Raw genomic sequence first — 19,354 nt, forward strand, 5'->3', positions numbered from 1 at the left:
TCCATTCCTAATAATTCAAGAGCACGGTTGGCAATGACTTCATTTGCATTCATGTTCATTGAAGTACCTGCTCCGCCCTGAATTGGATCTACGATGAAATGATCATGCCATTTTCCATCAAGAATTTCTTGAGCGGCTTCTGCGATCGCGCCGCCCTTATTCAATTCCAATCTTCCTACATCTGTATTAGCAAGTGCTGCAGCTTTCTTTACAATTGCGAACGCTTTAATTAAGCCTTCATGAATTTTGTATCCTGTAATTGGGAAGTTTTCAACTGCACGCATTGTTTGTACGCCGTAGTATGCATAGTTTGGTACTTCTTTTTCACCTAAAAAATCTTTTTCAATTCGAACACCATTTTTAACTTCAGTTAATGTTGCCATGATTATTCACTCCTTAACGATTTCTTATGCTGCTTTTGTTTCTTTGACTGTTTCTACATATTGTTTTGCTTTCTCATTATCGAATTCGCCTTCCCACTTCGACATAACAATGGCCGCTAATGCATTTCCTAATACATTGACAGATGAGCGAATCATATCTAAAATGCGGTCAATTCCCGCAATTAAAGCGATACCTTCTAGTGGTAACCCCATTGAACCTAACGTTGCTAATACAACAACGAACGATGCACCTGGAACTCCCGCCATACCCTTGGATGTTAACATGAGAACGAATAATAACGTTATTTGCTCTGTCAGTGACATGTGCACACCGTACATTTGTGCAACAAACAATGCCGCTAACGCTTGATAAATAGCTGATCCAGTCAAGTTAAATGTATAACCTGTCGGAATAACGAAAGAGGCAACTGCCTTTGGACAACCAAACTCTTCCATTTTTCTCATTATATTAGGTAAAACAGCTTCTGAACTTGCTGTCGTAAATGAAAGAATAAGTTCTTCTTTTAATATTTTCATTAATGTAAAAATGTTTACGCCAACCATTCGAGCATTAATACCTAATACAATCACAACGAATAGTATAACAGTTACGTATACAGCTAGCACTAGTTTTCCTAAAGGAAGTAGTGTTGCTACACCAAATTTTGCAACCGTAACCGCAATTAATGCGAATACACCAAATGGTGCAAATTTCATAACTTGATTTGTAACCCAAAACATCGCTTCGAGTACACCTTCAAAGAAGTTAAAGACAGGCTTTCCTTTGTCTCCAATTGCCGCAACTCCTAAACCGAATAATACTGAGAAGAAAATAATCGGTAATAAGTCACCTTGTGCAATCGATTCAAATACGTTTTTCGGTACAATATGAACAATTGTCTCAGCAAAACCTTGCTTCTCTGTCGCATCTGCTGTTTGTTTATAAGAAGAAATATCACTTTGCTGTAAGTTATTCATATCAACACCAGTACCTGGTTGGAATATATTTGCCGCAAGTAATCCCATTAAAATAGCAATCGTCGTAATGATTTCGAAATAAAGAATTGTCTTCCCGCCCAGTTTCCCAAGCTTCTTCATATCTCCTACACCAGCTACCGCAACAATTAATGCTGAAATAACAATCGGTACTACAATCATTTTAATTAAGTGAATAAATATATCCCCAATTGGTGTGATATAAGAAATCGCCGTTTTATTACCATAGAAGATTGCCCCTACTACAATCCCTAAAACAAGTGCAACAAAAATTTGTGTTGCCAATCCGAATTTTTTCATTTATGTTCATCCCCTTTATGCGAACGCTTTCATTTCGTATTTATAAAAGCTTACTCACACATCATATAGGCGAACCTACAAAATCATACAAAAAACTACAAGTTCGTCACAAAAAATTCGAAAATTTTTCTTTTCTTTTTCATTGACACCTTTTCATTAAAAAGAAATAAAATATACTTGATAAGTAATCAGATTGTTTCGTATAATCAAAAAGATATATACTTACAACAAATCGAAATGAAAAGGAGTGGATAGTATGAAAAATTATGTACAAAAATTCGTTCTATCTTCTTTTCTTTTTCATTTTCTTAAAAAGGAACAAAGGCATTTGCCTTTGTTCCTTTTTAATTGCGATCTATATAGGGGGAATTGTTATGAGGCCATATAAACGTGTCTTAATTAAATTAAGCGGCGGTGCACTTGCCGATCAAACAGGAAATAGCTTTAACTCCAAACGATTAGAACATATCGCAAATGAGATTTTATCCATCGTTGATTTAGGTATTGAAGTATCTATCGTCATCGGAGGCGGGAACATTTTCAGAGGTCATTTAGCTGAAGAATGGGGCATTGATCGTGTAGAAGCTGATAATATCGGTACACTAGGTACAATTATCAATAGCTTAATGCTACGCGGCGTTTTAACGAGTAAAACAAATAAAGAAGTGCGCGTTATGACTTCCATCCCGTTTAATGCTGTAGCTGAACCATACATTCGCTTACGTGCAGTACACCATTTAGATAGCGGTTATATCGTTATTTTTGGAGGCGGCAACGGGCAACCGTTCGTTACGACAGATTATCCAAGTGTTCAAAGAGCCATTGAAATGAATAGTGACGCAATATTAGTCGCAAAACAAGGAGTAGATGGCGTCTTTACTAGCGATCCAAAGCATAATAAAGCAGCAAAAATGTATAAAAAACTAAACTATAACGATATTGTTAGGCAAAACATACAAGTAATGGATCAAGCCGCTTTACTACTTGCCCGTGATTATAATTTACCTGCACACGTCTTTAACTTCGATGAGCCGGGGGTTATGAAAAGAATTTGCTTAGGGGAGCACGTAGGGACTTTGATTAATGATGATGCTTCATTGCTTGTGCATGAGAAATAATTATTCCCCATAAAAAAAGGGGCCTCTAAAAGACCCCTTTTCTTTAAACTTTATAAATAAAAATCAGCCAATCCCCCCAACTTTTCCTTACAACGCTCCCAAAACGATAACTTCTCAAAAAACTCTTTCGTCATTTCCTTTGAATCACCAAAATCTTTTGTTAATGCCTCATTCACTTCTGATACGATAGTTCCACCATGAATATACAAATTCATCTCATCATTTATATAGAAGCTACGTGCCGTTATGTTCGTTGTACCGATAACAGTTAGTTCATTATCAATCAGCGTTAACTTCCCATGAAACATCCCTTTTTTATAACCGTATACTTTAATTCCGTTATTAACAGCTTGACGAATATAAGGATACGCTGCCTCTTTAATGAGAGGAATATCTGGTTTATATGACCAAAGTATTTTCACTGTAACACCACGTTTTTGCGCTTCTATTAAAGCATTCATAAATTCTTTATTTTTCGCTATAAAATAAGGTGTTGTAATTACGATTGAATGCTTCGCTTGTTGTATTAATTCGATATATGTTTCAGCGACGTGATGTCCATTATAACTAGCCATCGTATGTAATGTATTCCCTTTACTCGCTTTATTCGTACTTCTCTTTATATGTTCTTTCGTATCTCGTTTCCAATCTAAAGCAAATTGTTCCTCTAAATCTTTGGCTCCTTCCCCTTTAAGCCTCACATGATAGTCACGCCAATATCCAAATTTCTTATCTTTCCCCAAATATTCATCCCCTATATTAAAACCACCTGTATATCCAATCTCCCCATCAATCGTCGTAATACGGCGATGATTACGATGGTGAAGTGAATAAAATCCGAATGGCAATTTAGGTTTTCTACTATATGTAAAATGTACACCACTTTCCCGCAATTCGTTTATCATCTTTCTTTCAAATGATAAATCATTAATACGATCAACGGATAAATAGACGTTTACTCCTTCTTTTGCCTTTTCTTTTAATAAGTTTAAAAAAGTATGGCTACTTTTATCATCCGACAAAATGAAGAAATACGTGTAAATGGAGCTTTTGGCTTCTCTTATATCAGTAAATAATTGTTTATAAAAAGACTTCCCTTCTATATATAATTGAAAATCACTATAATGAGGTGCATACTCTGTCGGCATATTTTTCCCGGCTTCCATTTTCCTACCTAAAGTAACATCGATATGCATCCAAATTACAATAAAAACAACAATAGCAATAATAATAGAAGTAACTCGCAATATTTTTTTAATCATTTTGATTTCCTTCCGCTCCTTTTCTTTCCACCCTTCTATTTTGTCATTCCAATTTACATTTCATGCTTCATACAAAAAAAGGGTGCAACTTAACGTCGCACCCTTTTCATATTAAACAAAGTTTCTCGCATCATTATTTCTTCCAAACTTATAAATAGCAATTAAGAAGAATGCTACCGCAAAGGCAATTAAGATTAAAATATTTAAATACAAATCTGAAATTGGAATTCCTTGTTGTAGTTTTGATACTGTGTCTAATAGCCATCTCTGCGGAAGAAAATCAGCTACTTTTTGCACTGCTTTTGGCATAATGTCGTACGGGAAATAACATCCAGCAAGTAAACATGTCGGTACAATAACCATATTTTGCATTGCGTTTGCTGATGCTGAGTTTTTCGAAAAAGCAACAAGAACTAACGATATTCCAATCGCTATTAATGCAAATAGCATGAGTACACCAATCATCACTATGAAAGGCATATTGATATTCGTATGAAATACATTCGTTAGGAATAGGGTTGTAATCAGAATTTGTACTGTTAATATCATCAGATTTACCCCGACATTAGATAATATAAACTTCTTCCCATCTATCGGCGTTGATAAGAGTCTGAAATACGTTCTATTTTCTTTTTCTTTTAAAATATAACCTGATAAGTTCGCTGCTGAAAACAGCATAAACATAATAAGATAACCCATCGTTTGATTTGTCATATCTTTATTTTTGGAAGTATCTTCTAGCGTCTCCGTCTTCATTTTAAATGCACTTTTTTGATACCCTGCGTACATAGTATTAAATGTACTTTGATCTGTTCCTGCAACTTTACTAATAGCTGCTACATTATCAATATAGCTATATAAATATGATTTTATAAATCCTGTTACTTGATCACCTTTAATGGATGCAATCTCGATATGATCTGGTTTCCCTTCTCGAACACTTTTTGAAAAACCTGAATGTAATGTTATAACTCCATCAATTTTTTTGGAAGTGAGTTTATCTTCTACTTCCGACTCCTTTACCTTACTCACTTTCACATGATTTAATCCTTCTAAAAACTTTATCGTATCATTTGCTATCGGCTCGTTTTCTTTATTTATAATCCCTATATTTAACGATCCTTGCCCTGCATTTCCGTATATCGAAAAAGAGATAAGCGTTCCGATTATTGGCAAACTAATAATAATGAATAAGCCTTTTTTATTTTTCAAAAGTACAGATAACGTTTTTTGTATGAGCCATAAAATATCTTTCATACTATAGCCCCTCCCGTCTACGTAATGCAATAATTGCAAGTAATAAAAAGAGTGTTGAAATCCCAAGATTTAAACATATTACTGGCAGTGCTGCTCCTACATCATTTGCATAAATAATTTTCATAACAGCTGTGTTTGCCCACGTTAATGGTGATAAATTCGTAACGAAATTTTCTTCTATTACGAAATATGCACCACCAAAAATAGAGGCTACTTGCACAACTACAAGAATAATCGCTCTCGATGATTCAGCTGTTTTCGTAATATATCCAATCCCTAAACCGAAGCTAATTGCTAGAAAGACCTGTGTTAATAAAATAAGAAATATGATTCCAAGGTGGTCGCCCCAATTTGCTTGAAATACAAATTTGCTAAATAACATGACAAGTAATACGCAAAGGGCATTTGCTACTAGACTACCAAGTACTTTTCCAATGAATATTTCAGCCTTACTTACAGGTGCAGCAATGAGACGATCTCCTGTTTTACGTATTCGTTCTCCTCGAATCAAAGAACTCGCTCCCATCGCAGCATATAGTGCAATCATCGTTGTCATTACAACCGCATAGTAATCCATAGAACCTGGTTTTTTCGCAGCTTGTAAAGATGTTTCTTTTATATAATCATTATGATTTCCGTTTGAAATAACTGCGCTCACCTTACTAGGATCTACTGTAGCAACCTCGGTCGCTACATTGTACTTATCAACAAATGTTGTAAGCATACCTTCCACAATACTTCCCTCAATACTACTTTTGTCACTTCCGTACAATTTTGCACCATCTTTATTTAACTCTACATAAGCAGCATATTTATTTTGCTTCACTTCTTCTTTCCCATCTATACTGCCAGAAGCTTTTTTAAAATGAATACTCGATTTATCGACTTCTTTCGTAAATGCTTCAAATGCTTGAGAAAATGTGCTACTTGCTTCATCCTTATATAGCACCTGTATATCTTTAATCGATTGACTATCACTATTAAATGCATTCGTTAACGCCGTTCCTAACACAAGCATTAGCACAATCGGAAATGCTAACATAAAAACTAAAGTTCTTACGTCCCTGAAATCTCTTTTAATATGCATAACTGCAATATTGAAGATGTTCAATTGATGAACCTCCCTTTACCTTTTCTTCATTTACCTTTTATTTATCTCGTAAGTTTCTTCCAGTTAACGTAAGGAATACTGTTTCTAAGTTTGGAGCTTGCTCCTCTAACGAGCGGATTTCAATGTCATGATTAATGAAGTGCTGAATAATTTTATTTAAATTATTTACTCCTGCATCCGAGTTTACTTTAATTACGTTCTCTTCAATTTGAACAGCTTTCACACCGTTTATCTCTTTTAACTGTTCTCCGTCTAAATTTTCTACTGATTTCACTTCAACCCAAATATCTTTCGTATCAGTAATAATCGCTTTTAACTGTTCTTTCGTGCCTTCCGCAATTACTTTACCGTGATCTACAATTGCTATTTTCGTACAAATCTCTTCTACTTCTTCCATGTAGTGGCTCGTGTAAATAATGGTACTTCCCATTTCATTTAATTTTCGAACAGACTGAAGAATATAGTTTCTTGACTGTGGATCAATTCCAACTGTCGGCTCATCCATAATAATTAACTTCGGTCTATGAGCGATTGCACAAGCGATATTCAGTCTTCGTTTCATTCCGCCAGAAAAGTTTTTCGGGTAACTTTTATGTTTATCGCTAAGCCCTACAAACTGAAGTGCTTCCTCTACTCTCGCTTTTAGTTCAGCTCCTCTTAACCCGTACAATCCAGCAAAGAATTTCACATTTTCATAGGCTGTTAACTCTTCATAAATCGCAATATCTTGTGGAACGATACCGATATTCATCTTCGCAAACCGATTATGCTTCTTTATATTTTTTCCTAATATGCTAATTTCACCTTCATTACTTCTTAGCAAGCCAGCAATCATATTTATCGTTGTACTCTTACCAGCACCATTTGATCCTAAAAAGCCAAATATCTCTCCTTCTTTAATAGATAAAGACATATTATCTACCGCGATGAAATCACCAAATTTTTTCGTTAAATTTTTAATTTCTAATGTATTCATCATTTCACCCCTATTTCGGTTTCTCTGCTTTTAGTATAAACAAAAAGAATGAACCTGCTCAGTGCAGAAGTTCATTCTTTTCACATGAGATTATTCACTTTTTTCATATGAGATGATTCATTTTCATAACCATTTCCTATATGGGCAACAACATTGTTACTGAAAAACCACTTGTTCCATCTACAATAATTTTCCCGTTTACTGATGCTGTTCGCTCCTCCATCCCCATAATCCCGAGACCTTTCTTAACGCGAGTTGCACCTTTTCCGTTATCCTTCACTTGTACCTTTACCATCTTATTAAGTACATGAATATCGATTGAAATGACTGTCGCATCAGCATATTTCATCGCATTTGTTAATGCCTCCGTAACATTTTCACCGATAATCTTCCACTGAATCGGTGAAATCATATCTAAATTCCCTTTATATACGAAAGGAATATTTATATCATGCTTACCGGCAAATTCCTCTATGAATAATTTCATACGATGAATACCAATTTGCTCAGTTGGTGGTTTCATATTTTTTAATGTAACCCGAATACTTTCAATTCCATCTTTCGAAATATGAATTGCATTTTGTAATAACTCGGCAGATTTTTCTTTATCTATCCCCATTAATCTCTTTGCTGCCTCCATTTGAATTAGCGCCCCTGTCATCGAGTGGCCAATTTTATCATGAATTTCTTGAGAGAGCCGGTTTCTCTCTTCTAACTTAAATGTGTACTCTGATTGCTTTATATACTCTTTATTTTCATGTAAGCTTTTCGTCAGCCGCTGCATATCTTTTCGCATCTTATCATTTTGTGATTCAAGCTTTAATATACGCGATGTATACCGTTCTGCCATAGTTAATACGATGAAGGCAAATGCAACAATTAATCCATATGTCATTCGGATACTTTCATTTGTAAAAATAATAGGAATCATCATTATGATAAAGATCAGCCATTTCTTCTCTATATAACGAAATATAATTTCATATAAGTTTAAAGGTAAAAACAAAATAAAAAACGGATGAACCTTCCATGTAAATAATATAACTAGACCAATTGACAGAGTAGTTAATATGCTTTTTTGCGTATCTTTTTTAAATATAGAAATGAGCACGTTTACAGAAAGATATAAAAGCAAAGTAAGTATAATCCATGGTAAATTCGCAACATTTAAATAAATGTAACTAAACACAATATATATAAAGACAATTAATTTACTTACAATTAACCAAAATTCCATATCACTAATCTACTTTCCCTGTTAAATAATAAATCGCAATTTGTGTGCGATGTTCAAGTCCAGTTTTCCCTAAAACGGATGTAATATAATTTGCAATCGTTCCTTCTGATATGAAAAGTTGCTTTGAAATTTCTTTATTGGAGAAACCTTTCGCTATTAACGCGATAATACTAAGTTCTCTTTCTGTAAAAAGGCTCTTATCTATTTTACATTCGTCCTCTTTGCTTTCCATTAAATTGCACTTAATTTTATCAAGCACTACATCTTGCATAACAGTTTGACCGTTATATACTCCTTTTATTGCATCACGAATACGCTCTGGATCATTATTTTTTAATAAATAACCTTTCGCTCCGTTTTTTACTGCATCTAAAATATATTCATCATCATCGAACGTCGTTAAAATTAGCGGTTTCGTTCTCGTCTCGTCACAAATAAATTTCGTCGCCTCTACCCCGTTCATATTTGGCATACGAACATCTAAGAGAGCGATATCAACGTCGTTCTTTTTGCAATAGTCCACTGCTTCTTTCCCATCATTTACTGTATCTACCACTTCGAACTCTTCATATGTATTTAAAATAATTTTCATGCCTTCTCTAATAAAAGAATTATCGTCTGCGATTAATATTTTAATTTTCATGTTTGTTAGTATGGACCTTCCCCTACTAACATTCACATCCTTTCTTCCCGTAACATTTCCCACTTGCTCATTATATACTCCTTTTTACCATTTTTTCACACCTTTTTTCATATAGCCTCCTTTCTAAAAATATATTATTCTTTTTTTACAACATGTGTAGGGTGACCAGTCATTTCTTACGTCTATATAATAGAATGCGTCAAAAAGGAGGGAGAGACCCATTGAGGAAAAACAATTAATTGAAAAAGCACAGCAAGGGAGCGAACATGCTTTTCGTATCCTTGTGCAAACATATCGTCACTATATTTTCCAAGTTATCTTTTCCATTTTAAGACATGAAGAAGATGCGAAAGATGTTACACAAGAAGTATTCGTAAAAATTCACGCCTCTCTCCCAAATTATCAATTTCGCGGATTAAAAACGTGGATGGCGCGTATTGCCACCAATCACGCTATTGATTATAAGAGAAAAAAAGCTAGAGAAAACGAAGAGCTCTCCTTATGTAAAGAAACTGAGGAAAATATAAAATCCTCTCAAAATATTGAGGCTTTATTATTGACGAAAGAGCAAAAATTACTCATTGCTCAAAAGCTGAGAGAACTTCCCGAAAATTACCGTGACGTCGTTCTCTCACATTACTTAGAAGAAAAAAGCTATCAAGAAATTGCTTTGCAGGAAAACATCGAAGTGAAAACAGTCGAAATGAAACTGTATCGGGCAAGAAAATGGATTAAAAAACATTGGAAGGAGGAAGAGTTTCTATGACGCATTATTCAAAAGAAGATTGGCGTAATTATACTTTAGATTTTTTAGAAAGCAATGAACGTGAATCTATGGAAGAACACCTTTATGAATGTGATCATTGTTTAGCGCTTTATATGGAAAGTATCGATGAACAACAGGAAAACCTTCCAATGATAAATGATGATTCATTTACGAATGAAGTTATGACGCAAATTGATTTTGAAACGCTGCAACCTAATGAAAATATAAAAACAAACTCACTAAAGCGAACGATTATTCACTACATAATTGCGACCGCAGCTACCATTATTTTTATGGTAAGTGGTTTATTCCAATATATTTTCACAGCGACATCAAATTTCGAGAAATCTTCAAAACATAACGAGGCTTCTATCTCACAACAAATTGTAAACAAATCGGTAGACACATCAAAAAAGGACGGAGGTTCAAAGCATGAATAAAAATCCCTTTTTAGCACTTGTATTAGGGCTAATTCCTGGGCTTGGACATTTATATTTAAAAAAGATAGGACGGTTTATTTTATATAGCGGAGGGGCTGTATTTCTATTTATCTTTGCAGCATTTTGTACAATAGCATTAGGAGCGCGTGATATTGCTTTTCTTTCTCTATTTTTACTAGTCGTGTTATGGGCGATCAATTTATTAGATTTAGTTATCACTATTATTAATCAATCGAAAAAACAAGAAGCTGGCGAATTGATAAATTCCTCTAAAGAAAGCGAACGATTTTATATCATTCTCCTATCCATCATCCCTGGACTTGGTCATTTTCAATTAGGACTTATGCAACGTGGACTTACATTTTTAGTAGCTTGCACAGGAATCGGAAGTATGATTATATTCGTTGCACTTTTAACATCGCAAGAAAGTTTTCTTATCTTCCTTATTACATTACCTGTTTTATGGATTTACAATTTCTTCGATGTTGTTCAGCAACTCCAGAAAAAAGAACGTGGCGAGCAACTAGATGATCGTACTATTTTCGAAGAGTTTGAAGAGCACCGTGAACTAGGAAAGAAAAATAAAACATTCGCTTCTATTTTAGCGATGTTCCCTGGAGCAGGACATATGTATTTAGGCTTACAACGCCGTGGCCTTCAGCTTATGGCAGCCTTTTTACTTTCAATATATTTACTCGACTTATTAAGACTTTCGGCGTTTTTATTTTTAGTACCAATCATTTGGTTCTATAGCTTCTTTGACGCTTTACAGCAAACTGCAAAGTATGGAAAAGAACGTGTAAATGACGAACCTATCATTGATTATTTTATCAATCATCAAAGATGGATCGGTATTGGGTTAATTACACTTGGTGGTTATTATTTATTAGATCAAACAGTCCTTCCTATTTTGAATAATTACTTTGCAACTATATTTAACATTCATCTTAGCGAGCTCTATTATCGCTATTTCCAAACATCTATCGTTGCACTCCTCTTAATTGGTGGCGGCTTTAAATTGTTAGTTGGAAATAAAGAAAACAAAGGTGGTACACAAGAATGAGAACATGGCGCGTTGGAACATTTTCAATGGGGCTTTCTATTATTTCATTAGGTTGCTTCTTACTATTTTCAGTTATAAAAGGTACTGAGGTATTAGATTCCTTAACAGCATGGTGGCCTGTTTTACTTATTATACTTGGCGTGGAAATTTTACTATACCTTCTATTTTCTAAGAAGGAACAATCTTTTATTAAATATGATATTTTTAGTATTTTCTTTATCGGCGTTTTAGGAAGCGTCGGAATTGCTTTTTACTGTTTATTATCAACTGGATTACTAGATGAAGTTCGTCATTCTATTCATACCACTCGCCAAACGAGTAATATTCCAAGTGGACAACTTGATATACCTGAATCTATCAAAAAAATTGTAGTGGATGCAGGACAGCACCCTCTAACAATAGAGGGAAATGATACAAATCAAATTCACCTACTTGGAACATATGAAATGACGACGAAAACTAATGAAAAACTTAATTTAAAACAAGAGGATTTCCTTTCAGTTCAAACAGCTGGGGAAACGATGTATATTACTTTAAAATCATTACCAGTTCAACATACGTTATGGAATTCAGCACCACAGGTCAAGCCGACACTCGTTCTTCCGCAAAATAAAAATGTAGAAGTTCGTGCTTCAAATAACGAACTATCCCTTTATCCAGGTCAATTGCAAAATAATTGGTTTGTACAAGAAAGTTCAAATGTATCTGTTCATTTAACGAAAGAAAGCGATGTATCTTTAATCGCCGTAACAAACAAAAAACAAGCACACGGAAACACACCTTGGGAACAAGTTGAAGATTTAACGAAAAAAGAAAATAATTCTTCAGAAGAAAATCCAGAATTCAACGAGCAAGAACATTGGTATAAAAATTCGATTAAAACAGGAAATGGGACGTACAAATTAAATATTGAGAAAGCCTATAATATAAATATGAGTGTTATCGAAAAATAAAAAACCTTCCACAATTGTGGAAGGTTTTTCTCATATAATCGCTTTAATTCCTTCTAACACTAATCCAATCATAAATCCGCAAACAGCCCCGTTTACCCGAATCCACTGCAAATCTTTACCGACGTTATTTTCAATCATTTCAATTAACGTTTTATCATCTAACTTATCAAGATTTTCTTGTACAAGTTTTCCGATTTTCGAATGATTCTTTTCCACAAGTGTGACAACTTGTTTTTGTAACCACTCTTCTATTTTTTGAACAGTCTGTTCATCTTCTTTTATTTTATTCATTTGCGTTTGTAAAAATGGAATAACATACTTATCCGCAAATTCTTCGTTTTTCACAAAAGTAATTGCCCTTTGTTGTACTTGCTCCAGCATCTCTTTAATTTTGTCAGTAGCATCCCAATTGGCAATCCATTTTTCTTTCCAATTTTCTAATTCTTGTAGTAACGCTTCATTTTCTTTTACATTTATAATTTCTTGGCGAATTTTCGATAATATAAGTTGTCTCGTGCTATTATCCGCATCTTGTAAGCTGTTAATATTGCTAATAATAAATTTCTGCAAAATGCCGCCAATTTTATCTTCATCTACAATATTCATAAACGATTTCAAAGTGAACTGTAAAAACCCATCTACTTTTATGTTTTCCATCGCCTTCATACCTAAGCTTCCGAGCTGATAACGCGCTTCATCTTGCGCTGTCCAATCTTTCACTTTTACTAAAATGTAATCAAGTGTCTTTTCATCATATTCTTGCACAACTAATTGATCAACAAGCACTTGTAAAATGTTACTTGTATTAATTGTATGCAAATACGTTTTTAATTCTTTTTCAATAATAACAGCTAACTTTTCTGTATCTATTGTAACAATCGCTTTCTCCGCGATCGTTACAATCCCCTTTTTCACAGCGTCAGACTGCATTTCTCTCTCAGCTATTTGCAGCACCATTTGTGCCAGCTGCATTTCTTTTACTTTATTCGTAATGCTTTCTTTCGTCAGCCACTCATTTTCTAATGTATGAATGAGCCCTTTCGTTACTCGTTTACGATTTTTAGGTAATAACGCTGTATGAGGAATTGGAATTCCCATCGGATGACGGAATAATGCTGTAACTGCGAACCAATCCGCGAGTCCGCCAACTAATCCAGCTTCAAATCCCCCTTGTATAATCTCTCCAGCTACCGTTCCTTGAAATGGGATAGAAGCCGCAAAACCTACTCCCATAACCCCAAGCGAAATACCCGCTATATATTTAGTCTGTAATGACATCGTATACACATCCTCTTATTATGTAAAATAAAGCTTTTTGTTATATTTATTTGATATTCGTTCTTTATATCTATACTATAATGAACTAATGCGAAAATAACAAAGAATTTTATGCACATGAAAAAAATGAGGCTGTAAAAAGCCCCATTTTTATTTTAACGTTAATTCCACACCTGTTTTATAATACCCATTCATCACGTCTTCGGGAACCATACTACCGCCTGTTCCCCACACAATATGAGTACCTTTCTTCATCTTCTCTATTAACTGTTGCTTTTGTAAATACTCATCTTCTTTACATACTTTCACCGGCCCTATCATACCGGCTAACGCAGAAGGCTCTAAATAAATATGTTCCGTATCTGCTAGTTCTTTTAATAATCTATATAACTCTTCATCACTTACTGTGTAATTTCCACTCAAAAATGGTTCCATCGTTTTACCGACAAATCCAGAAGGTCTTCCTACCGCTAGTCCATCCGCGTCTGTTACATTATCAATCCCGATATCTTGAACGGCAATTTTATCATGAAGTCCTGTCATTAAACCGAGTAACATACATGGTGAATGTGTTGGCTCTGCAAAGAAACAATGGACGTTGTCTTTATATAATAACTTTAAACCAAATGCGACTCCGCCAGGTCCGCCCCCTACTCCGCATGGTAGATAAACGAATAAAGGATGTTCTTCGTCTACTACAATCTCTAACTTGTCTAATTGTTTTTGTAAACGCGAGGCTGCGACTGCGTATCCTAAAAATAAATCATGCGAGTTTTCATCATCTACAAAATAACAGCTAGGATCAGCATCTGCTTGCCTTCTTCCTTCTTCTACAGCTTTACTATAATCAGCTTCATATTCAATAACATTTACACCTTTGCTTCTTAATAAATCTTTTTTCCATTGTTTCGCATCTGCTGACATATGAACCGTTACGTTAAAACCTAACTTCGCACTCATGATCCCAATGCTTAATCCTAAGTTTCCTGTAGAACCTACCGCGATAGAATAAGTGGCAAAAAACTCTCTACATGTATCACTATCTAAAATGGAATAATCAGCTTCTTCTGTTAACATACCATGCTGCAAAGCTAATTGTTCAGCATGCTTCAACACTTCATAAATGCCGCCTCTAGCTTTAATTGACCCTGATATTGGAAGATGACTATCACATTTTAATAATAATTCCCCTAAAATAGGTTGCTCGTAATGTTTCTCTAAAGCTTGTTTCATTGAAGGGATTTTTAGTAAGGGTGATTCAATTATGCCGTTAGTCTCTTTCGTTTCAGGAAAAACTTTCGCAATATATGGTGCAAAACGCTTTAACCTCTCTTCCGCATCTTTTACATTCTCTTCATTCAGTGGCGAATCTTTTATTGCCGTTTCATACTTTTCCATGTTCGGATTCACCCAAAACACTTCTTCTGTTGCGATTAATTTATTTAAGAGTGGATATCCCTCTTTTAAATTCTCTATTCCCTTCATTTCTCTTCCTCCTCATAACCTTGTAGCTTACGATTCAATAAATTATAATTAAATTAATTTTAATATAGTTTAACACAAATCATTCACTTTAGTTAATTTTAATTTAATTTATTTAAATATAATTTAATAATAAACAAGGAGCTTTTCATTATGGAAAATATAGATATTGGTAAAAAGATTGAAAAACAAAGAAAAGAAAAAGGGTTAACGAGTAAAGACTTAGCAAAGATGGCTGATATTACACCATCTATGTTAAGTCAAATTGAGCGCGGGTCTGCTAATCCTTCTATTCAAACATTAAAAGTACTCGCTAAAGCTTTAGAAGTTCCAACATTTAGCTTTTTACTTGAAGATACAAATACAGACGATTTAATTGTACGTTCTCATAAACGAAAAAAAATGATTATCGATAATTTATCATATGAATTGTTATCACCTGATTTCACAGGAAATTTAGCAACAGCAATTATGACCCTTCCGCCGAATACTGCTTCATCTGAAAATGTACTAGAACATAAAGGGGAAGAATTAGCATTTGTATTAGACGGAACAATTACATTGTATTTAAACGAAGAAGAGTACACTTTAGAAAAGGGTGATAGCGTAAAAATACCCGCTTATTTAAAACATAAATGGGTAAATCAGTTCGAGAAAAATGCGATTGTTTTATTTTCTGTTACTCCGCCGATTTTTTAATATAAAATAAAAAAGATAGCCACGCATGGATATACTCCATATGTAGCTATCTTTTTATTTTTTCGGCACCATCAAAATTCCTAAACTAATAATCGAGAAGCTCATTATTTGCTGTATTGATAAACCAAATAAAACCGATTGTTGTTCACTAATAAGCGAAATAATGATATGAGCCACACCCTCAACTATTAGAAAAATACTTATGTTCTTTCCATTTCCGAGTCTTTCTTTTTTCATCCATAACAAGCCCAGTATACAAAGGGAAAGGATGATCTCGTATACAAAAATGGGGTGATATAAAAATTTAGATTCGTATATTTTCACACCCCAAGGCAATGTCGTTTGTACACCTACTTTTTGGTGGAATAGAAAATAAAAAACAATACTCATACATAATCCAATAGGCAAGGCATCAAGTAAAATACGAAGTGAAAATTGCTCCTTTTTATTTTTCCAAACAATGTATACACTCGCAATTATGCATCCTGCTATCATATGCTTCATACTTCCTATAGCTAATAGTGCTTGCAATGGCGACCTAAAAGCCCATGCTGGATTTAAAAATGCCGGTGCAAATTTCCACACAAATACGATGATTAGAAAAGCATTTGTTACTGCATCCATCATTTTTTCATATGGTACGCTTTCGTTCTTCATCTTTCGTTTCATCAACATAAATCCAAATAGACTTCCAATTATAAGAGATACGGGTTGTAACCTCACGATCCACTCCATTAATACAAAATCCCCTCTTTAACTCTCAATTAATTTCTTAAATTTCTCTTCTAATTGATCTGGAGGTAATACGCCTCGTACTTGCTCTACGATAATTCCATCTTTATTAACAAAAAATGTCGTTGGTAAAGAAAATACTTTATAATCTAACCCAGCTACTCCATCCATATCTAGTAAAACCGGAAACTCAAATCCATAGCGATCCGCAAATGCACCTGCTTCTTGTACTGGGTCACTTACAGTTGCATTCACCGCAAAAATTTCAACGTCCTTTTTATATTTATCATACATACGAACTAAATCAGGTGCCTCCATTTCACATGGACCACACCATGATGCCCAAAAATTAATAAGATACGGTTTTCCTTTTGCATCATTTAAAGAATGTAACTTCCCGTCTAATCCTTTTAACGTTATGTTTGGCGCTTTAAATCCTACTTGTGGTAATACTTCTGTTTCTTGTAACTCCACTTGTTTTGCTTTTCTTTCTTTTTCTTCTTTTTTTGTATTATAAAAGTTCACTCCGGCCCAAATTAGTGCCCCGGCCAGTATAATCGCAATTAGTTTCTTCACTTTTCTTCCTCCTCATTTTTAAAAACCCGTAAATCCACCAAACAGTCGAATAAAGAATGCTGTAATTTTCGTCATTTGATTTGTATACAATAAAATACCTGTTATAATCATCATTCCGCCGCCAATTTTCATCATGACATTGGCATATGTAACAATCCATTTTACCTTCCCAATAAAGAATGCCATCACGAAAAACGGAACCGCGAACCCAAGAGTATATGCGGTAATATAAAGAAGTGCTCCTTCAGGATTCGTCGCACCAAGCATGAGTACAGCTGAGAATATCGGCCCAACACATGGCGTCCACCCCGCTGCATATGTCATACCGACTATAATAGAGCGAATATACCCAGTCGATTTACTTCTATACTGCACTTTTTTCTCTGCCATAAGCCACTTAGGTTGAAATAAGCCTGTCATAAACAATCCCATCAAAATAATAAAAATCCCACCAATTTGTTGAATCAATTTTTGGTTAGATGAAAATGTTATTCCAATCCAGCTTACAGATAACCCTAACGCATAAAATATAACCGAAAATCCAATCACAAAAAATACGGTATGCATAATCGCTGATTTTTGCATCATCCCACGATTTTCTTTTAAATCTTGAATAGACACACCTGTAATATATGATAAATAAGATGGATATAGCGGTAAAGAACATGGTGATATAAATGACAGTACCCCTGCTCCAGCTACAAGCCAAATTGTTAAATCTGCTGCATTCATATTATTCCCCCTAAAACACTACATAGAGTAGTGTTGATTCGTAAAAAAAGAGGCTATATGCACTCTCCGACAATAAGTACAACCGACATACAGAATAGACCTAATGTGACATACACCGAATTCGTATGTAACGGAATCGTAAGCTTAACAACTTTTTCATTTAACACTTGCTCGATTCGTAAATTTATTGCTGTTTTTGCAAATGAAGCTGTAACACATCGATTTTCCATCGTCTTTATTTTAATTAATTTTAATAATGCACTGCCTAACTCGAATTTAGATTTCATTTTTCGCATTGCATACTTATCTGCAGCTAACTCCTGATACACATGATAACGCTGCAATAGCCCTTTTAATATCGGGATGTATATCATTCCTTCTGCTAATAACGTAAAACAAAATAATTTTAATGGATCTCGATTCGTTTGATGATATTCTTCATGAAAAATAATCGCATCCATTTCTTCATCTGAAAATGTTTGCAGCATCCCTTCTGACATGACAACTTTCGGACGAAATAACCCAATTGTAAATGCCGCAACTTCCTCGGTCGGCAATATATATATTTGCTTTCCTTTTCGAGTGAAAGGGATAAGTACTTCTTGTAACTTTTTACTATAGAAAAATTGTCGCCAAATTCTTTTGCACACGATGAACACAGTAAGTAGTAAAAATCCAGCAATTACAATACGAATGAGCGATAATTCCTTCATATGTTGTTCAAACTGGAACAAGCAAAAATTTGAAAGAAAGAACGCCTTATTTTGAAACAGAAATGGATATGTAACATAATACACTAACATACTGAAAAAGAGGGTACTAACAATGACTGCTAACAATACGATTTTACGAATTTGCCATTTCATTTTATTGATCCTCTTTTTTCAACTGACTCAATTTGTCTTCTAATTTTTTTATTAAAATCGGATCGGCCTGTTCTAACTCATCTAGCATATGATTTACAACTAAATCTCCAAACTCCCCCATCAATTCCTGTGTCATTTTCTTCGTTTGATTGGATAAGAATTCTTCTTTTGTTTGTACAGCACGATATATGCCACTTCTTTTCACAGTCTGTTTTTCTAAGTGTAATTTCTCCACTAATCTGTTCATAACTGTCATAACAGTATTAAAATTCACAGGTGATTCTTCACTTAATTTCTGCTGCACTTCTTTAATCGTAATACCCTCGGTAGACCAAACAATCTCCATAATTTTCGCTTCAAGTGGTCCAAAAAAGTGATTTAACCCTTGCTCATTTAACTTATAGTTTTGAGTAAACATAGTATGTCTCCTTTCACACTACGAATTGTAGTATAAATTAAATGAAAGGTCAAACGCGAATGATAT

At 34.4% G+C, this 19,354-nt stretch carries 21 protein-coding genes; 6 read left to right on the forward strand and 15 right to left on the reverse strand.

The window, feature by feature from the left end:
- Together AC3WTI_RS09210 and AC3WTI_RS09215 are read right to left on the reverse strand one after the other, a co-directional pair.
- The coding region (locus AC3WTI_RS09210) for a lyase family protein (RefSeq protein ID WP_255448404.1) at nt 1-383 on the reverse strand (383 nt) is incomplete at its 3' end.
- Nucleotides 384-407: 24 nt separating this feature from the next.
- The gene (locus AC3WTI_RS09215) at nt 408-1,679 is read right to left on the reverse strand and encodes a cation:dicarboxylate symporter family transporter (RefSeq protein ID WP_097841983.1); all 1,272 of its coding nucleotides are present in this window, start codon (nt 1,677-1,679) and stop codon (nt 408-410) included.
- A 374-nt stretch (nt 1,680-2,053) separates the two neighbouring features.
- Between AC3WTI_RS09215 and pyrH the strand changes: the two genes are divergently transcribed.
- Nucleotides 2,054-2,797, forward strand: coding sequence for a UMP kinase (pyrH, locus tag AC3WTI_RS09220; RefSeq protein WP_048527234.1), 744 nt, complete (start codon nt 2,054-2,056; stop codon nt 2,795-2,797).
- 50 nt (nt 2,798-2,847) lie between these two features.
- Here pyrH and cls read toward each other — a convergent pair whose 3' ends face one another.
- The 6 genes from cls to AC3WTI_RS09250 all read right to left on the reverse strand — a co-directional run bounded on the left by cls (nt 2,848) and on the right by AC3WTI_RS09250 (nt 9,283).
- A complete protein-coding gene (cls, locus tag AC3WTI_RS09225) occupies nt 2,848-4,059 on the reverse strand; it encodes a cardiolipin synthase (protein ID WP_142286644.1) in 1,212 nt (403 codons plus the stop codon).
- Nucleotides 4,060-4,170: 111 nt separating this feature from the next.
- Nucleotides 4,171-5,316 (reverse strand): ABC transporter permease, encoded by a 1,146-nt coding sequence (locus AC3WTI_RS09230; RefSeq protein ID WP_097841982.1) that lies wholly within the window; start codon nt 5,314-5,316, stop codon nt 4,171-4,173.
- 1 nt (nt 5,317) lies between these two features.
- Nucleotides 5,318-6,427 carry an ABC transporter permease gene (locus AC3WTI_RS09235; RefSeq protein ID WP_087958284.1) on the reverse strand — a complete coding sequence of 370 codons (1,110 nt, stop codon included), beginning with the start codon at nt 6,425-6,427 and terminating at the stop codon, nt 5,318-5,320.
- A gap of 37 nt (nt 6,428-6,464) precedes the next feature.
- Nucleotides 6,465-7,403, reverse strand: a complete 939-nt coding sequence (locus AC3WTI_RS09240) for an ABC transporter ATP-binding protein (RefSeq protein ID WP_087958283.1) — start codon at nt 7,401-7,403, stop codon at nt 6,465-6,467.
- Nucleotides 7,404-7,539: 136 nt separating this feature from the next.
- On the reverse strand, nt 7,540-8,640 hold the full coding sequence (locus tag AC3WTI_RS09245) for a sensor histidine kinase (protein WP_087958282.1): 1,101 nt from the start codon (nt 8,638-8,640) through the stop codon (nt 7,540-7,542).
- Nucleotides 8,641-8,644: 4 nt separating this feature from the next.
- The gene (locus AC3WTI_RS09250) at nt 8,645-9,283 is read right to left on the reverse strand and encodes a response regulator transcription factor (protein ID WP_087958281.1); all 639 of its coding nucleotides are present in this window, start codon (nt 9,281-9,283) and stop codon (nt 8,645-8,647) included.
- Between the two features lie 283 nt (nt 9,284-9,566).
- On the opposite strand from AC3WTI_RS09250, the gene AC3WTI_RS09255 reads away from it, so the two are divergent.
- The 4 genes from AC3WTI_RS09255 to exsE are packed head-to-tail and all read left to right on the forward strand — an operon-like array spanning nt 9,567 to nt 12,505.
- Nucleotides 9,567-10,049, forward strand: coding sequence for an RNA polymerase sigma factor (locus AC3WTI_RS09255; RefSeq protein WP_235608063.1), 483 nt, complete (start codon nt 9,567-9,569; stop codon nt 10,047-10,049).
- Nucleotides 10,046-10,489, forward strand: coding sequence for a hypothetical protein (locus AC3WTI_RS09260; RefSeq protein ID WP_087958280.1), 444 nt, complete (start codon nt 10,046-10,048; stop codon nt 10,487-10,489). Before AC3WTI_RS09255 ends, AC3WTI_RS09260 begins: the two co-directional genes overlap by 4 nt.
- Nucleotides 10,482-11,552 carry a hypothetical protein gene (locus AC3WTI_RS09265; RefSeq protein WP_087958279.1) on the forward strand — a complete coding sequence of 357 codons (1,071 nt, stop codon included), beginning with the start codon at nt 10,482-10,484 and terminating at the stop codon, nt 11,550-11,552. Before AC3WTI_RS09260 ends, AC3WTI_RS09265 begins: the two co-directional genes overlap by 8 nt.
- Nucleotides 11,549-12,505: an exosporium protein ExsE gene (gene exsE / locus AC3WTI_RS09270; protein WP_087958278.1), complete on the forward strand. Its 957-nt coding sequence runs from the start codon at nt 11,549-11,551 to the stop codon at nt 12,503-12,505. The genes AC3WTI_RS09265 and exsE overlap by 4 nt, the downstream gene beginning before the upstream one ends.
- A 30-nt stretch (nt 12,506-12,535) precedes the next feature.
- Here exsE and AC3WTI_RS09275 read toward each other — a convergent pair whose 3' ends face one another.
- Nucleotides 12,536-13,783, reverse strand: a complete 1,248-nt coding sequence (locus AC3WTI_RS09275; protein ID WP_087958277.1) for a DUF445 domain-containing protein — start codon at nt 13,781-13,783, stop codon at nt 12,536-12,538.
- 150 nt (nt 13,784-13,933) lie between these two features.
- Nucleotides 13,934-15,268 carry a D-serine ammonia-lyase gene (dsdA, locus tag AC3WTI_RS09280; protein ID WP_087958276.1) on the reverse strand — a complete coding sequence of 445 codons (1,335 nt, stop codon included), beginning with the start codon at nt 15,266-15,268 and terminating at the stop codon, nt 13,934-13,936.
- Between the two features lie 150 nt (nt 15,269-15,418).
- On the opposite strand from dsdA, the gene AC3WTI_RS09285 reads away from it, so the two are divergent.
- Nucleotides 15,419-15,964: a helix-turn-helix domain-containing protein gene (locus AC3WTI_RS09285; protein ID WP_087958275.1), complete on the forward strand. Its 546-nt coding sequence runs from the start codon at nt 15,419-15,421 to the stop codon at nt 15,962-15,964.
- Nucleotides 15,965-16,018: 54 nt separating this feature from the next.
- Here AC3WTI_RS09285 and AC3WTI_RS09290 read toward each other — a convergent pair whose 3' ends face one another.
- From AC3WTI_RS09290 to AC3WTI_RS09310, 5 genes are read right to left on the reverse strand one after another with little or no spacing between them, the layout of a single operon-like run.
- A complete protein-coding gene (locus AC3WTI_RS09290) occupies nt 16,019-16,699 on the reverse strand; it encodes a prolipoprotein diacylglyceryl transferase family protein (protein WP_097841981.1) in 681 nt (226 codons plus the stop codon).
- Between the two features lie 18 nt (nt 16,700-16,717).
- Nucleotides 16,718-17,272, reverse strand: coding sequence for a TlpA family protein disulfide reductase (locus AC3WTI_RS09295; RefSeq protein ID WP_087958273.1), 555 nt, complete (start codon nt 17,270-17,272; stop codon nt 16,718-16,720).
- An 18-nt stretch (nt 17,273-17,290) separates the two neighbouring features.
- On the reverse strand, nt 17,291-18,004 hold the full coding sequence (gene ccdA, locus AC3WTI_RS09300; RefSeq protein WP_087958272.1) for a cytochrome c-type biogenesis protein CcdA: 714 nt from the start codon (nt 18,002-18,004) through the stop codon (nt 17,291-17,293).
- A gap of 53 nt (nt 18,005-18,057) precedes the next feature.
- The gene (locus AC3WTI_RS09305; protein WP_097841980.1) at nt 18,058-18,870 is read right to left on the reverse strand and encodes a M56 family metallopeptidase; all 813 of its coding nucleotides are present in this window, start codon (nt 18,868-18,870) and stop codon (nt 18,058-18,060) included.
- A gap of 1 nt (nt 18,871) precedes the next feature.
- Complete coding sequence (locus tag AC3WTI_RS09310; RefSeq protein WP_087958270.1) at nt 18,872-19,288, reverse strand: BlaI/MecI/CopY family transcriptional regulator; 417 nt, start codon at nt 19,286-19,288, stop codon at nt 18,872-18,874.
- Nucleotides 19,289-19,354: the final 66 nt, after the last annotated feature.

This window comes from Bacillus sp. EB106-02-03-XG38 (genome assembly GCF_058792175.1).

Bases quoted from the DNA above. Each gene is read 5' to 3' on its own strand.
- ccdA (WP_087958272.1), bottom strand. From the start codon at position 18,004: ATGAATGCAGCAGATTTAACAATTTGGCTTGTAGCTGGAGCAGGGGTA.
- AC3WTI_RS09245 (WP_087958282.1), bottom strand. From the start codon at position 8,640: ATGGAATTTTGGTTAATTGTAAGTAAATTAATTGTCTTTATATATATT.
- AC3WTI_RS09290 (WP_097841981.1), bottom strand. From the start codon at position 16,699: ATGGAGTGGATCGTGAGGTTACAACCCGTATCTCTTATAATTGGAAGT.
- AC3WTI_RS09230 (WP_097841982.1), bottom strand. From the start codon at position 5,316: ATGAAAGATATTTTATGGCTCATACAAAAAACGTTATCTGTACTTTTG.
- exsE (WP_087958278.1), top strand. From the start codon at position 11,549: ATGAGAACATGGCGCGTTGGAACATTTTCAATGGGGCTTTCTATTATT.
- AC3WTI_RS09275 (WP_087958277.1), bottom strand. From the start codon at position 13,783: ATGTCATTACAGACTAAATATATAGCGGGTATTTCGCTTGGGGTTATG.
- AC3WTI_RS09250 (WP_087958281.1), bottom strand. From the start codon at position 9,283: ATGAAAATTAAAATATTAATCGCAGACGATAATTCTTTTATTAGAGAA.
- cls (WP_142286644.1), bottom strand. From the start codon at position 4,059: ATGATTAAAAAAATATTGCGAGTTACTTCTATTATTATTGCTATTGTT.
- AC3WTI_RS09240 (WP_087958283.1), bottom strand. From the start codon at position 7,403: ATGAATACATTAGAAATTAAAAATTTAACGAAAAAATTTGGTGATTTC.
- dsdA (WP_087958276.1), bottom strand. From the start codon at position 15,268: ATGAAGGGAATAGAGAATTTAAAAGAGGGATATCCACTCTTAAATAAA.
- AC3WTI_RS09265 (WP_087958279.1), top strand. From the start codon at position 10,482: ATGAATAAAAATCCCTTTTTAGCACTTGTATTAGGGCTAATTCCTGGG.
- AC3WTI_RS09260 (WP_087958280.1), top strand. From the start codon at position 10,046: ATGACGCATTATTCAAAAGAAGATTGGCGTAATTATACTTTAGATTTT.
- pyrH (WP_048527234.1), top strand. From the start codon at position 2,054: ATGAGGCCATATAAACGTGTCTTAATTAAATTAAGCGGCGGTGCACTT.
- AC3WTI_RS09310 (WP_087958270.1), bottom strand. From the start codon at position 19,288: ATGTTTACTCAAAACTATAAGTTAAATGAGCAAGGGTTAAATCACTTT.
- AC3WTI_RS09215 (WP_097841983.1), bottom strand. From the start codon at position 1,679: ATGAAAAAATTCGGATTGGCAACACAAATTTTTGTTGCACTTGTTTTA.
- AC3WTI_RS09305 (WP_097841980.1), bottom strand. From the start codon at position 18,870: ATGAAATGGCAAATTCGTAAAATCGTATTGTTAGCAGTCATTGTTAGT.
- AC3WTI_RS09285 (WP_087958275.1), top strand. From the start codon at position 15,419: ATGGAAAATATAGATATTGGTAAAAAGATTGAAAAACAAAGAAAAGAA.